Origin of the sequence: Salinibacterium sp. dk2585 (assembly GCF_008001035.1) — a bacterium.
Classification (GTDB): domain Bacteria; phylum Actinomycetota; class Actinomycetes; order Actinomycetales; family Microbacteriaceae; genus Homoserinimonas.
The window spans coordinates 863,015-876,638 of sequence record NZ_CP042856.1 but is presented as its reverse complement, the minus strand read 5'-3'; the positions used below and the strand labels follow the sequence as shown (position 1 = coordinate 876,638).

General features: G+C 64.9%; 9 protein-coding genes. 5 read left to right on the top strand and 4 right to left on the bottom strand.

Annotated features, from left to right (window positions below; all coding sequences use genetic code 11):
* Positions 1-10: 10 nt before the first annotated feature.
* Positions 11-1,459 (top strand): DUF2142 domain-containing protein, encoded by a 1,449-nt coding sequence (locus FVA74_RS04115; RefSeq protein WP_147720582.1) that lies wholly within the window; start codon positions 11-13, stop codon positions 1,457-1,459.
* Here FVA74_RS04115 and FVA74_RS04110 read toward each other — a convergent pair.
* Genes FVA74_RS04110 through FVA74_RS04095 form a run of 4 tightly spaced genes read right to left on the bottom strand, consistent with a single transcriptional unit; the run spans position 1,449 to position 8,200 of the window.
* The gene (locus FVA74_RS04110) at positions 1,449-3,317 is read right to left on the bottom strand and encodes a hypothetical protein (protein WP_147720580.1); all 1,869 of its coding nucleotides are present in this window, start codon (positions 3,315-3,317) and stop codon (positions 1,449-1,451) included. The two genes, FVA74_RS04115 and FVA74_RS04110, sit on opposite strands and share 11 nt — an antisense overlap.
* Positions 3,314-4,603: a hypothetical protein gene (locus FVA74_RS04105; protein WP_147720578.1), complete on the bottom strand. Its 1,290-nt coding sequence runs from the start codon at positions 4,601-4,603 to the stop codon at positions 3,314-3,316. Before FVA74_RS04105 ends, FVA74_RS04110 begins: the two co-directional genes overlap by 4 nt.
* Before the next feature lie 7 nt (positions 4,604-4,610).
* A complete protein-coding gene (locus tag FVA74_RS04100) occupies positions 4,611-5,675 on the bottom strand; it encodes an NAD(P)-dependent oxidoreductase (RefSeq protein WP_187266461.1) in 1,065 nt (354 codons plus the stop codon).
* A 47-nt stretch (positions 5,676-5,722) separates the two neighbouring features.
* Positions 5,723-8,200, bottom strand: coding sequence for a glycosyltransferase (locus FVA74_RS04095; RefSeq protein ID WP_147720576.1), 2,478 nt, complete (start codon positions 8,198-8,200; stop codon positions 5,723-5,725).
* Positions 8,201-8,312: 112 nt separating this feature from the next.
* Here FVA74_RS04095 and FVA74_RS04090 point away from each other — a divergent pair, with 112 nt between their 5' ends.
* The 4 genes from FVA74_RS04090 to FVA74_RS04075 all read left to right on the top strand — a co-directional run bounded on the left by FVA74_RS04090 (position 8,313) and on the right by FVA74_RS04075 (position 13,624).
* A complete protein-coding gene (locus FVA74_RS04090) occupies positions 8,313-9,326 on the top strand; it encodes a YveK family protein (RefSeq protein ID WP_168220045.1) in 1,014 nt (337 codons plus the stop codon).
* A 141-nt stretch (positions 9,327-9,467) separates the two neighbouring features.
* Positions 9,468-10,688, top strand: coding sequence for a hypothetical protein (locus tag FVA74_RS04085; protein ID WP_147720573.1), 1,221 nt, complete (start codon positions 9,468-9,470; stop codon positions 10,686-10,688).
* Positions 10,689-10,697: 9 nt separating this feature from the next.
* Complete coding sequence (locus tag FVA74_RS04080; protein WP_147720571.1) at positions 10,698-12,497, top strand: nucleoside-diphosphate sugar epimerase/dehydratase; 1,800 nt, start codon at positions 10,698-10,700, stop codon at positions 12,495-12,497.
* On the top strand, positions 12,494-13,624 hold the full coding sequence (locus FVA74_RS04075; RefSeq protein ID WP_147720569.1) for a DegT/DnrJ/EryC1/StrS aminotransferase family protein: 1,131 nt from the start codon (positions 12,494-12,496) through the stop codon (positions 13,622-13,624). The genes FVA74_RS04080 and FVA74_RS04075 overlap by 4 nt, the downstream gene beginning before the upstream one ends.

The window sequence follows — 13,624 nt, the reverse complement described above, 5'->3', positions numbered from 1 at the left end:
TGCAGCATGGGTGGTCATCGGCCTTCTCATGTCGCTGTGGGCCATCGCGACCCCGATCGGCGCGGCACCCGATGAGCCAGCGCACCTCATCAAGGCCGCTTCGGTCGTGAGAGGCGAGTTCATCGGCGATCGGGGAAGCTTCGGCCATATCGTCGATGTGCCCCGCTACGTCTCTCATACACACGCCCAGACCTGCTACGCCTTCGATGGTCGCGAAGAAGCAGACTGCGCCCCCGAGGTGCCTGCTCCGACGGACGAGATCGTCAAGGGCTCGACGACGGCTGGACTTTATAACCCGCTCTACTACCTGCTGAGCGGATGGCCCTCACTGCTCTTCGGCGATAGCACGGGCATCTATGGGATGCGGCTGGCGAGCGCGGTGGTCGTCTCCGGCTTCCTGGCTCTCGCGTTCGGGCTTGTCTGGTCGTGGCGACGCCGCATTTTTCCGCTGATCGGACTCGCGGTCGCGACGACCCCGATGGTGCTCTTCCTCGGTGGCACGGTCAATCCGAATGCTCTGGAGATCACCGCAACCCTCGCCGCCTTTACGGGGATGCTGACCATCATCCGCGAGAGACACCTGCCGATCGGGCCCAGCGCGGCGATCGTGCTCGCGGGCGCCGCCGTCGCGGGGAACATGCGGGGGTTGTCAATCCTGTGGCTCGTCGTGGCGCTACTGGTACCCCTCGTCCTGTTGCGACTCGACGAGCTGATGACGCTCCTCCGCAGGCGAGCTGTGCTACTGGTCATCGCAGGTGTCGCCATCGCATTCATCGCCGCTGCGGCGTGGTTGCTCGGCACCAACTCGCTCGGTGCCGCCGTCGACGATCCGCTCACGGAGATGATCGCTCCCGGGGTCGGCGCGCCCTGGTACTACGGCGCCTGGTGGACATTCCAGGCGACCATCGACTACCTGCAGGGCGCCGTCGGGATCTTCGGCTGGCTCGACACCCCTTCTCCGCTCTTCGTCTTCGGGGTGTGGGCCACGCTCATGGGCGGGCTGCTCCTGCTTTCAGCAGCATTGCTCAAGGGACGCGCGCTCATCTTTGCGGTGCTGCTCGTGGGAGCCACTGTCGCGCTGCCTCCCCTCATGCAGGCCGTCTACATCACGGGAGGCGGAATCATCTGGCAGGGCCGTTACATCCTGCCGGTCCTCGTCTGCGCCGCCCTCGGCGTTGCCACCGTCCTTTCGGACGTGCTGCCTGCGGCCGGTTCACCGCTGCGGCGACTCTTCGTCACCGTCACGGTCGTGTGGGCTGCCGCGCAGTTGCACGCCTTCGCGACCGCGTTGCGGCGCTACAGCGTGGGACTCGACGCCAGCTGGGCGGACATGTTCACGGCCGCCGACTGGGTGCCTCCGGGTGGGCTCTGGCCGTCACTGCTTGGCTTCGCTGTCGTGCTGGCTGGCGGCGTCGCGTGGGTGATCGCGGCATCCCGACCCCGCGCGCTCACCGACTGACGACAACCGCCCCAACCTCGGGACAGGCGCCTGCGAGTTCCGCGCCGAGCCCGGCGTCCGCGGAATGCACGATCGTGCCGCCATCCATGAGGTCGATGATCCTGCAAAGGTCTGCAACCTGGTTGATGTCATACAGGCCGTAGGCGGCGTTGCGAAGCTCGTTGTCGCCCTCAAGGGAATCTGCCCACATCTGCATCAGCCAGAAGTTGATGGTGCCCTCGTGTGCTGAACCGGAACGCCAGAGCACGTGGGACTGCCCGGGGTCAGCGAGCCTCGTGATCTCATCGACCACTTCGTCCCCGTGTCCAAGGAATTCGCCACGCAACAGCTTCACAACCGGTCCGGCCTGCGGCTCACGCGTCGTGGGCTTTGGCACCCAGTCAACGAACGCAAACAGCAGAGTCGCTGCAGCGAGGAGGGCGACTATGCGAAACGGCCTTCGCCCGATTCGATGCACGATCGCCGCCGCGACGACGCCGAGCGAGAGAAGCAACATGACGACAGTGATCAGCCACATGTACTTGAGGGGGTAATACGTCCACGGCGTCGGTTCGTTCCGGGAAATGAACAGCAGCAGGGCCAAGCCGAGAAGGCCGCCCCCGGAAACGGCGACGACGCCGAAGACCACCGGATGCCGCGGGCTCCTGAAGGCCGCGATCGCCAGCACGATCGTGCAGATAATGACGGCGCCGAGAATCCATCGGGGCACCGAGTGGGCACCGCCGGGCGCGGAGAGGAAGCCGGAGAGGGCCAGGAAGCTGGGAAGCACGACCAACAGGCCGTAGAGCATGAGTTGCGCAAAGGATCCGAGCAGAAAAACCGCAGACCAGCCCCGCACCGAGGGCAGGGTGCGGCGGTGCCTGAGGAACACGACGAGCGCGAGTGCGGCGGGAAGCAGCACGAAGGGGCTCCACACCGTGAGAAGGAGCGTCGCGGTCAGGCACAGGAGCGCGAGGGAGTGGGCTGGACTTCGCTCCTCGACAAGGTATCCCGCAAACGCTGCTAGGACGACGAGCAGTGCGATGTGGGCGTTGAAGAAGCCGAACTCGAGCGGGTACCCCGTCACGATCCAACTGAGTGGTACGAAGGAAACAACCGCTCCAACCGCCGCCACGGTCAGGTCGCCTCCACCCGCCCTGGAGGTGATCGCGGCGGCAAGCACACCGGCCAGCAGGCAGACTCCGGCGATGACCATGGCCCACACACCCGTGAACGCGGTGAGGTCGTGGCGGAGGAGCTCCCCCGGTTCGATGGCCGAGCGACCGGGCGCCAGCGCGAGGGCGAGGAGCGCCGCTGGCAGAGGAACGGGGTTCTCCTCCGGCCCGGCCGCGATCCCGTTGTCCGAGAGCACCCTCCGGGCAAACAGCACGTTGTTGGCGGAATCGCCGTGCACGACGAGAGCCAATCGTGAGGCCCCCGGCAGCTGGGCGCTCACCAGCGACAGGGCGATCCAGAAGGCGCCGCCCAGCGCGGCGGGCGCCCAGGTGACGACGGTGGTGCGGCGTGGACGGGCGACCGCGACATCCCGACCCAGATGCATGGCCGCCCCCGCAAGCCCGACCAGCGTCCACACGGCGGTCACGGCAGTGTGCATCGGCACGGGAGTCAGGGGCGAGAGCATCAGGACCGCAACAACGAGCCAGAGGGTAGCGACGACCGCCCCCATGATGGCCGCGAAGGAGCCCATTCGAGCGGATGCCGCGACCGTCCACGGCACTGCCGCGGCGGCAAGGAGAGGCCAGAGCGGAAGGCCGAAAAGCGTGGCGGCTGCGGCGGCCAAGACGAGCAACGCGAAGAGCGCCGGAATCACCGACGGCCAAACACTGCGGCCTGAGCGCAGTCGCTGCATGCGGATCACGGCAGGACCTCACTGGAGGTGCGGCGCGGCATCCATCCCGCTGTCCCGAGCAGCCATGCCGCGTGCGTCGCGAGCCCCACGAGCGGCGCCACGAGTGTCGCCGTGCACACACGGAAAACGATGTCGTCGATCGGCAGTGCCATGATCACGACCGTCGCGAGCGCAGCGAGAAGCCATCCGGTTGAGTAGGCGAGGTGGCCGCCCCGGCCGAGCACCGCCGAGCCGCTCACGCTCAGGGCCGCGACGAGGATGGACGAGGCGACCATGACTGCCATGACATCGCCCCCGAGCGTCACGGGTGCGCCGGAGACGAGGCCGAAGACCGCGGGACCGAGCCACCAGCCAGCCGCGGCCAGTATCGCGCCGCCCAGGAGCAGGGCCGCCATCAACCGGAGCAGGAACGCGACCCAGCCCTGCACCCGCTCACGGAACTGCACGATCAGGTAACCCTGCAGCGCCATGACGGAAACGACAAGCGGTGCCCGGGTCAGCGTCAGGGTGAAGACGAGTTCGCCAACGAGCGCCGCGTCGGCACCCCGGGAGGTGACGCCAAGCAGGAGCGGGAAGGCGCTCACGAGCACGGCCGTCGACACGGCGGCGAGCATGGTGCGCGCGACGTTCCAGGAGAGGCGCCCGAACCCGACGTCGATGTCGGTGCGGCCGACGACACCGCGGCGGATGACGGGCCACAGCAGCATGACGGCGAGCGGGAACGGCAGGGCCACGGCCCAGGCGAGGGCGACGATATCGTGCGTCAGCATGAGCATCCCACCCACGAGCAACAGGCGAAGGACCCCGTCGATGCCGATCATGAGGGCGAGCGAACGCCACTGGCTCACCCCGTAGAGGGTGCCACTCAGGGTCGCGACCAGCACGTAGGCGGCCGCCCCGACGGCGAGGGGCCACACGAGGCTCCATCCCTCATCGGGGAAGACCGCGTCGACCCACAGCGGGGCACTCGCCACCGTCACCACGAGTACGACGCCGGAGACGAGCACGCCGAAGTCACGCGAGCGACTCGCGCGCGCGCGGCTGCCGACGACGATCGGATGCGTCGCCCTTGTGATCTCCTGCTGGATGCCCGAGAGCGCACCGACGACGAGGTAGATGGTCGCCCAGAAGATCGCGAAGACGGCGTAGGGAGCGGGGCCGACGATGCGGTAGACGAGCCAGGTGACGAGGTAGCCCGCGATGCCGGCTATGACGGTGGCCGCAACGATCTGTGTCGCGCCCCCCGCGCCTGTCGACCTGCCGGCGGCGACCGGCCGGCTCTCTCCCCCGCTCATCGTGTGGTCAGACTCGGGCGGCGATCCACTGCTGGAGGCTGGCGATGCCCCGCTCCACCGACCATTCGGGCTTCCAGTCGAGCTCGCTCGTGGTGCGCTCGATAGTGCATTCGGCGTGGCGCACGTCGCCGTCGCGGTACTGGGCGGTCACATGCGGGGCGGGGGCGCCGTGGAAGTCGGCGATGTGCTGGGCGAGCTGCAGGATCGTGGTGCCGACGCCGGAGCCGACATCGAACGGGGTCGCCCCGGTCTCAAGGTCACCGATTACGGTCTCGAGCGATGCGGCAACGTCGTCGATGTAGACGAAGTCACGGGTGATCAGGCCGTCTTCGTAAACGGGGATGGACTCGCCGCGCATCGCCATCTGAGAGAAGAGCGACACGATGCCCGTGTAGGGGTTGATGAGCGACTGCCCGGGGCCGTACACGTTCTGGAAGCGCAAGATGCTGAGGGCCACGTCATGCGATGAGGTCCACGCCGAGAGGATGTTCTCCTGCGCGAGCTTGGTCGCGCCGTAGACGCTCGTGGGCGCGGGACGCGTGCGCGAACCCTCACTGGGCAGGGGCTTTGCTCCCTCGAAGTCCCACTCCTGGCGCTCGAACTGCGCGTGTGAACGCTGTCCGGGGGCAAAGACTGAGCCGTCCTCGCGCTTCCACTCCCCCTCGCCGTACACGGCACGGCTGCTGCTGAGCACGAACTGGCGCGGGGTCTGACCGGCGCGACCAAGGGCATCCAGCATCTGGGTCGTGCCTACGACGTTCACCTCGGCGTGCCGGGTGGCCTCGTGCAGCGACTGGGCGGTTCCCGTCTCGGCGGCCAGGTGCACCACAATGTCGGGCTTCACGTCGGCGAGCAGCGAGTCCCAGTCCGCGGAGACAGCGACGTCCCCGAGCACGAGTTCGGCGGCCTCGTGGAGCTCAGCCGGTCGCTCGGCGCTCGGGTGCACCTGCGGGTGGAGGTTGTCGAGCACGACCCAGCGGTCCGCGCGTGCGGCAAGACGCTGCGAGAGGGCGCAGCCGATGAAGCCGGCGCCTCCTGTGACGAGTACTGTGCCGATATCAGTGGCGGCCAAGAGGTTTCTCCTTGAGTTGGGGTGTTGTGGATTCGAGTGCGCTGGGGTCAACGTCTTCGCAGGCGCTTCGCCACCTTGCCGACGACGGCGGAGGGGCCGGCCGTGCGCAAGTAGAAGGCGGCGCGGCCGATGTCGTGCATGAGCCCGGAGCGGCGGCGCTGCTTGCGGCCCTGCGCTGCCGCGGCAAGCTGGGCGGCGGTCAGACCGCGGTGATCGGCGGCGTGCTTCGCGTCCGCGACGAAGTCGACGAGTGGTGCGAGGGCGGCCTCCCAGAAGTACCGCTCGCGCACCCGGCGGATGTTGGCCTTCGCTTCTGCGATGAACTCCTCGTCGAAGAGCACCCGCTCGAGCGCGGCCGAAAGCCCCGCGACATCCTCGGCCTTGACGACGACGCCAAGGTTCTCGGCGGCGATCAGTTCTGCGAAGTGGTCACCCTCGGTGACGACCATGGGCAGCTCAGCCCAGAGGTAGTCGAGGATGCGGGTGCGGAAGGAGAAGGTCGTCTCGATGTGCGAGAAGTGGGTGCTGACGCCGGCATCCGCCTCGGTGAGGTAGTTCTGCCGGTCGGCGTAGTCGACCCACGACGGGTTGAAGAAGACCGAGGAGTCAAGGGCACCGAGTTCCGCCGCGAGCTCACGGGACTCCTTCACGATCCGCATCTCGGGCACGCCGGGGTGCGGATGTTTCGTGCCCTGGAAGAACAGGCGCACCCCTTCGCGACGTTCCGAGAGGTCCGCAACAGCGCGAATGAGGGTCTTCGGGTCGAACCAGTTGTAGAGGCCGCCGCTCCAGAGCAGCACCTTGTCGTCGCGGCCGATGCCGGGCATGACGCCCTTGAGCACGTCACGTTCGTGCACGGGCGGCGTCGCGGAGAGCCCAAAGGGCGCGATGCTGATGAGTCCGTCGAGGTCAGGGTCGCCGTCGTACGTGAGCGGGTTGATGCGCCCCAGGGCGGCCAGTTGGCCGAGCCAGAACATTCTCTGCCGGTCGGATGCGCAGAGGAAGAAATCTCCGCGCTGCAACTGCTCGTTGAGCACCTCCGTCGCATCCGCCACCTGCTGCGTCCACTGGGCTGCAGGCAGTTCGCGCCCCTGCTCGAGCTGCTCAAGGTGCATGGGGTCGTAGATGTCGACAACGAGAATCTTGGAGCTCGTGCGGATGGAGTCGAACACTGCCATCGCGTGCCCCTGGAAGACGATGACATCCGCCCACGTCTCAAGCGGCGCGAACTTGCCGTCATCTCCCGGGCGCACGTGCTCGATGCGGAAGGGGGCGTCCATCTCCTCCGCGCCGGAAAGCGTGACGAGGCAGACGTCATTGTCGTGCGAAAGCAGCTCTGCCATGTTCCAAGCGCGGATGGCCGGGCCGGCGAGCTTCTTGCCGATCGGGTCGCCGGTCACGATCACGACGCGCGTGCGCTCGGTGGGCTCAAGCACGTCGAAGGCGCTGACGATGTCGGTGTAGCCGTCGAGATATTTCTCCTCTTGGTACACCGGCGCATCGACGTGGCCGAAGAGGCGCCAGAGCATGCTGTCGCTCACGGTGCGCGTGGTCTGGATCTCGTCGCGGCTCTTGCGCAGCGACGACAGGTTCTCGACGAGCTGGTCGATCGCGAACATCGCCGCGACCGCCTGCTTTGAGACGGTGTCAGTGTCGCTGTCGTCTCCCCCGGGCTTGCGCAGGTCGTATGCCGTGGAGTCGAGCCCCGCGCGCGTGATGCCCCGCCGGATGGCGAGCATCGTGGCGGCGGGTAGCGCCTCGCGCAGGCCATCCTCTTCAAGGTTCTTGTAAAGGGTGAAGAGGGCATTGCGCTCGAGGAGGTAGGTCTCCTTATAGGGGCCGAACTCCGCCATCGACGCGTGGTGCTTGTGATAGGCGAGGGAGGCGGGCTCGTATGCGTAACGCCAGCCACGCAGGTTGAGCCGCCAGCCAAGGTCGACGTCTTCGAAGAACATGAAGTAGCGCTCGTCGAAGCCCCCGAGGGCGTCATAGACCTCGCGCCGCACGAACATCGCGGAGCCGGTGCCGAAGAGCACGTCCTGCGGCACATCCGGGGTCTTGGGGATCGGCTCTGCCGTGAACGGCTTGTAACCCATGCCGTACCAGGTCATGGCCGAGCCAATGAAGTCGACCTTCTCGCCCTCCCAGTCGAGCACGCGGCTTGCGACCGCGCCGATCTGCTCGGAAGTCTCGAACTTCTCGACGGCGGCCCGCACCCACTTCTCGTCCGGGCGTGCGTCATTGTTGAGGAGCGCAATGTACTCGCCGCTGGAGGCAGCCACTCCCCTGTTGCATCCGCCGGCGAAGCCATCGTTGGTCTTCGAGACGACCAGGTTCACGTGGGGTGCGGCGGCCCGGATGCGCTCAGCGCTGTCGTCGCCGGAACCGTTCTCCACGACGACGATCTCAAGCCGCTCCTGTGGCCAGTCGAGCTTGCCCAGGTGTCCGATGGCCTCGATCGTGTCGTCGGCGCCTCGGAAGTTAACGAGGACGACGGAGACGACACCCGGTCGGAGCTTGGGCATGGGTGCCTTTCGGGTCGGAAGACGGACTTCGGGAGTCTACCAATCGACGGCTACGCGAGCCGGTTGCCGAGAGGGTGCGCGAAGGTACTCCAGAGCAACTACTGTAAATGCGGTGACCCTGAGCGAGATCATCCGGACCATTGCCCGCGGAAGCCACATCCTCGTCGCTACGCTGCTCGTCGCACTCGTGGCTGCAGGCGCGTACGCCCTCGCGGCGCCTACTACATACCAAGCTTCGGCGCTCATCCATGTTGAGCCGCGCCTCCCGGACGACGCGACCAAGCCCGCGCTGCAACAAGCGGCGGCATACGCCAATTACCAGACGATCACTTTCAAGCGCCTCGCCACCACGGACGCTATCCTGGATCCCGTTATTGATGATCTGGGCTTGGCTGTGACGAGTCGGGAACTCGCGCGAGCAGTCACAGCGCTTTCCGCGCTGGACACAGCGATCATCGAATTGATCGTCGAATGGCCAGACCGCACCGAGGCAGCTCAGATCGCGAACGGCATCGCCGATGAGATGGCACGAGTGCTCAGCGTGGAGCGCCGCGATACTGACGTCCTCATCGATGTTCAGGTGGTACAGAGAGCCGCGGAACCCACCGCGATGCACACACCGAACATCCCCCTTGTGATTGGCTTCGGCATCCTGGCCGCGTTCTTCCTTGGACTCGCCATCATTTTTGTGAGGGAGTGGGTCTCCCCTCGCGTCTATGGCCCTGCCGAACTGGAGCGCTTTGCCTCCGCACCGCTCCTGGGCATCGTGACGAAAAAGAACGAGGCCGAGGACGTCAGAAGAATCGCGCTCGTATTTCAGGAAGCGACAGCTATCAGAGCCGACATCGTGCTTTCGGTCGGCGATGGAAAGGGGCGCCGCATCGCAATGGAACTCGCCGAGCACGTCGGGATCCCGGCCACCGTCGCCGATCCAGCTCGGAGGGACATCGACGAGCAAGTTCTCGCCGCGAATCATGCGATCGTCGTTGCGACGCAAAGTAGAACCACTACGGCGGAACTCGCCACTGCTGCCGACACTCTCGCCCTTGCTGGCACCGAGGTCGTCGGCTGGGTTCTTGCAGACGTTTCAACGAACGGCGTCGATGCGTTCGCACGCCGCCGGTAGGAACGTCTCGACACGATGACGAGGCAAGAACGACTTCGATCTAGGCTGCTGCGATGCGGCCCGTTGGCCGTGGGACTATCTGCTGTCGCGATCGCGTACATCATGTTTCGGCCGGTGTCTCACAACGCCATCCTTTACAGCGTGTTCTTCGGTCTCGGATCGCTCGCGTTGCTCGCGATTTGGGTCCGCCGGCCGGCCGTCTCGCGCGAGTTGTTGGCGATTGCAGTCGTCCTTGGACTCTTAGGCGTTTACGGCACGTTGATCGGGCCCGGGAACCCCGGCTTGGTATTCACCGTGCTGGTGTACTTCGCCGCTCCGGTCCTCTACCTACTATGCGCAGTTGCCACAACTCAGCGGATGCTCTTCTGGTTCTTCCGCGCCGCCTCAGTGTCCACGATCGCGATTGGCGTATTGATCCTTCTGTTTGTCGGGGGCGAAGCCGAGCGCATTCCACAGTTGGTTCCGGAGTGGCTAGAAGAAGCCACCGGCCTCGGCGCAACGTTCGGGGGCGGCTCAAGCCAGGCTCGATTCTATGGACTCTCGTCGCTCGCGGCGTTGGGGCCCATGTGGGCCGCGTCACTCCTAGTCCGACAAGACGATTTACTACCCCGTTGGGGAGTACGGGCGGTCTGCGCACTGCTCGCTGCTGGGGCAGCGTTCGTTTCCAGCCGCGAAGCGATCGTGCTCGTGATCGTCGCCGCCCCGCTCCTCGGCCTCATTGTCAACGCAGTCCTGCGTCCGCGACCGGTTTCCACCCCAGTCCGACTCTCGCCCAAACTGATTGTTGCCTTCCTGGCCACATGCAGTGTGGCGAGCGTCCTTGCGATCACCTTGGCGCCGCGAATTGCAGCCTTTGGACCGGTGGTCCGGGCACTGGATTCCGTACGCGCTTTCCTCACGGGGCCGACCGGAAGTGGCAGTGTCGATCAATCCATCCGCTCCGAACAAGCCTGGAAGCTCATCCAGGCGTGGCAACAGAACCCGGTGTTCGGCGCTGGTTTCGGCGCGCGCGTGCCGGACTATTCGCGAACGTCGGAACGCCCATGGGTGCTCGAACTGCAGTACCACCTCTTCCTCTTCAACGTCGGGCTTGTCGGTGTGTTGTTCGTCGGGGTGCTTGCGTGTCTGGCGGCGATCCTACTCAAGAGAGCCGCCGCCAGCGCCCCTGCCCTCTTGCCCTCGCTCACGGTGACCTCCGTTGCGGGGCTCTCAATGCTCATTGCTAACGCCACGAATCCCTATCTGCAGGCACCTGGGCACGTTTGGGCTCTGTTTCTACCGCTCGCATTGGCGAATCTCATGACGCTCACTGGACGCGACACCACCGCTGTGGCAGGTCTCCCGCCTCGCAACGTGGAATGATCGTTTGCGATGAGTTCACCAACCCTTGAGGCCACACTTCGCGCACGTGCCCGCGCGGTGCGTCGTAATATCGGCGGGCAGTACGTCTTCGATGCTGCATCCTGGTCAGCATCCCTGGCTTTCGCCGCCGTCTTCAGATATGAATTCGCACTCAGGAACGTGTTCGTCCCGTCTATCGTGATCCTCTGTGTGGTCGCGATGGCTCTTCAGTTTGCTCTCGGGCGTTGGGGTTTCAATCTTTACCGCGGCAGATACCGCATCGGCTCGTTCCATGAGGTCCGGGCACTCGCCGTGACTGTAGCCACGACAGCGCTCATCATCGCTATTCCCGTCCTCGTCGCGGGGACACTCTTCAAGATCCCCAGAAGCACTGTTCTCGTGGCATTGCCGATGGCTCTCGTCCTCATGGGCGGTGCACGGTACATGCGCCGGCTCCTTTGGGAGCGCAAGTTGAAGCCTACCGATGCTGCCGAGAACACCCTCGTGTACGGAGCGGGTGACCTCGCGAACTTTGTCATCCCACAAATGCTCACGACGCGGACGTCACGCTATCTCCCGGTCGGGCTAATCGACGACAGCCCGGCGAAGAGCAACTTCTCGATCAGCGGCGTACCGGTGCTTGGCCCCGGTTCCCAACTCCAGAAAATCGCGCGAGACTGCGAGGCCACGACGCTCATCGTGTGCATCGGACGCGCGGACTCGACACTGATCCGCAAGATCAAAGACCAAGCTGATGAAGCTGGCTTGCGAATGCTCGTCTTTCCGCTTCTCAGCGATATCCTCGACGGCAAGTCCGGGCTGAAGGATCTGAAGGAAGTCTCGATCGAGGACCTGATCGGCCGAAACCCGGTCGACACGGATGTCGAGTCCATTGCGGACTACCTGACGGGCAAGCGCGTCTTGGTCACGGGCGCAGGCGGGTCCATCGGCTCCGTCCTGTCGCAACAAATCGCGAAGTTCTCGCCCGCCGAATTGATGATGCTCGACCGAGACGAATCCGGCCTTCAATCGTCTCAACTCTCGGTCGATGGGCACGGCTTGCTGGACACCAAGAACGTGATCCTGGCGGATATTCGCGATCGCGATACACTTTTGCGCATTTTCGCGGATCGTCGCCCCGAGGTCGTTTTTCACGCTGCGGCTCTCAAGCACCTCCCCATGCTCGAGCAGTACCCAGAAGAGGCATGGCAGACGAATGTGCTGGGGACGCTCAACGTGCTGGACGCAGCACGAAGCGTCGGAGTGGTCACCTTCGTCAATATCTCGACCGATAAAGCAGCGAACCCCACGAGCGTGCTGGGCCACTCGAAGCGGGTCGCCGAGAAGCTGACGTCGTGGGCGGCAGAAGAGACCGGTAGGCGGTATCTCTCTGTGCGCTTCGGCAACGTGATTGGAAGTCGCGGCTCGATGCTGCCGACCTTCAGTTCCCTGATCGCCGCCGGTGGCCCTCTCACAGTGACACACCCCGACGTGACACGCTTCTTCATGACGATCCCGGAGGCGTGCCAACTCGTGGTGCAGGCGGGCGGCATCGGAGAACCGGGTGAGGTGCTGATTCTCGATATGGGCGAGCCGGTGCGTATTCTCGATGTCGCTCGACGAATGATCGAGATGTCGGGTAAGGACGTGGAGATCGTCTTCACGGGTCTCCGCCCGGGCGAGAAGCTTCATGAGGAGCTCCTCGGCGAGAATGAATCGGACGCCCGTCCGCGTCACCCGAAGATCTCGCACGCTCGGGTCGAGGCGCTAGCACCGGATCACCTCGACAGGGCAGAGTGGTTGCGACGATGCGGAGTGAAGCTGCCATGAGCGAGAGGATCTACATGTCTTCGCCGGATGTCGGCAAGGCAGAGGAAGACGCGATCGTTGGCGCCATCCATTCGGGTTGGATAGCGCCGCTCGGGCCCGACGTTGACGCGTTCGAACGTGAGATCGCGGATCGAACGGGACGTCGTCACGCAGTCGCTCTGAGCTCAGGCACAGCGGCGTTGCATCTGGCATTGCTGGGCATGGAAGTCCAGCCCGGCGACGTCGTGCTTACATCGTCGATGACTTTCGCAGCGACAGCGAACGCGATCCGCTATGTAGGCGCCGAACCAGTGTTTATCGATTCGGATATCCGAAGTGGCAACATGGACGTCGACCTTCTAGAGGAGGCGCTGAGCGACTTCGCACGACGTGGCGAGAGGGTCGTCGCGATCCTTCCCGTTGACCTCCTGGGCAAGGTGGCCGATTACTCGCGCATCATGCTGTTAGCCGATGAGTACGGCGTTCCGGTTCTGTCCGACGCGGCGGAGTCCCTCGGGGCTTCTCACAACGGGTCGCCCGCTGGGTCTTTCGGCGTCGCCGCTGCGGTGTCGTTCAACGGCAACAAGATCATGACCACGTCCGGCGGCGGAATGCTCCTGACCGATGACGAGCCGCTGGCGTTGCGCGCGCGTTACCTCGCCACGCAAGCAAGGCAGCCTGTTCTCCACTATGAGCACACGGAGATCGGTTACAACTATCGATTGAGCAATCTCCTTGCTGCTCTTGGCCGGGCGCAACTCGCGCGACTCGACGAGATGATCGCACGCCGCAGGCAACTCCGCGAGAGGTACCGCGCGTTCTTCGCTGGCATCGAAGGTGTGTCGATATTCGGAGGCGAAACCGATGCAGAAGACAATTTCTGGCTGACGTCGATCCTGGTGGACTCCGAATCTACGGGGTGGTTGCCTTCCGAGTTAAGTGCCTGGCTCGGTGCCGACGATATCGAAAGCCGCCCTCTTTGGAAGCCCATGCACATGCAGCCGGTTTTTTCAGCGTGCAGGTCCTATGTCACCGGAGCGTCAGCGGAACTGTTTGGGTCCGGCCTCACGCTTCCCAGCGGCTCGGCATTGACCGAGTCGCAGATTCAGCGGGTGTTTGCCCGCATCTCTACGTTCCTGGAGAAGTGA

Excerpts from the sequence above, each read along its gene's own strand:
- FVA74_RS04075 (WP_147720569.1), top strand. The coding sequence starts at position 12,494 with ATGAGCGAGAGGATCTACATGTCTTCGCCGGATGTCGGCAAGGCAGAG.
- FVA74_RS04095 (WP_147720576.1), bottom strand. The coding sequence starts at position 8,200 with ATGCCCAAGCTCCGACCGGGTGTCGTCTCCGTCGTCCTCGTTAACTTC.
- FVA74_RS04105 (WP_147720578.1), bottom strand. The coding sequence starts at position 4,603 with ATGAGCGGGGGAGAGAGCCGGCCGGTCGCCGCCGGCAGGTCGACAGGC.
- FVA74_RS04080 (WP_147720571.1), top strand. The coding sequence starts at position 10,698 with ATGAGTTCACCAACCCTTGAGGCCACACTTCGCGCACGTGCCCGCGCG.